The sequence below is a fragment of the Psychrobacter sp. AOP5-GZ1-6 genome, assembly GCF_052376345.1.
In the GTDB taxonomy this organism is placed as follows: Bacteria; Pseudomonadota; Gammaproteobacteria; order Pseudomonadales; family Moraxellaceae; genus Psychrobacter.
This window is the reverse complement of the sequence record NZ_JBQSVP010000378.1, coordinates 1-313: the sequence shown is the minus strand read 5'-3', so window position 1 is coordinate 313 and position 313 is coordinate 1. Positions and strand designations below refer to the sequence as shown.

General features: G+C 46.6%; 1 protein-coding gene. It reads right to left on the bottom strand.

The genetic code is table 11. The features are described 5' to 3' along the window. The coding region (locus ACT3RN_RS16285; RefSeq protein WP_444518898.1) for a transposase at nucleotides 1-313 on the bottom strand (313 nt) is incomplete at both ends.

The following is a 313-nucleotide window of genomic DNA, read 5'->3' as shown; positions in this document are numbered from 1 at the left end:
TGCAGCTTAAAGCCATAGAACCAGCCCATGCTGCTTTTGCCTCGGGTTGCAAGTCCCTTAAAGACTTTATGACGGTAGATACGCTTGTTATGACAAACTGCTATCTTGGTTGAATCAATATAGCTGATACCCGTACAGTCGCCCATCATGCTTTGCAAGTAGCTGCACAGTGGCATGATACTGCGCGGCACAAGCTCTATAAATCGCGAGTAGCTCGGCAGATTTGGAAACGCCCGTTTCATCATGCCAAGCATGTGATGGTAGTAAAACGCCTTAAACTGTCGATACCGCAGTTGATGAAACAGTACCAAGA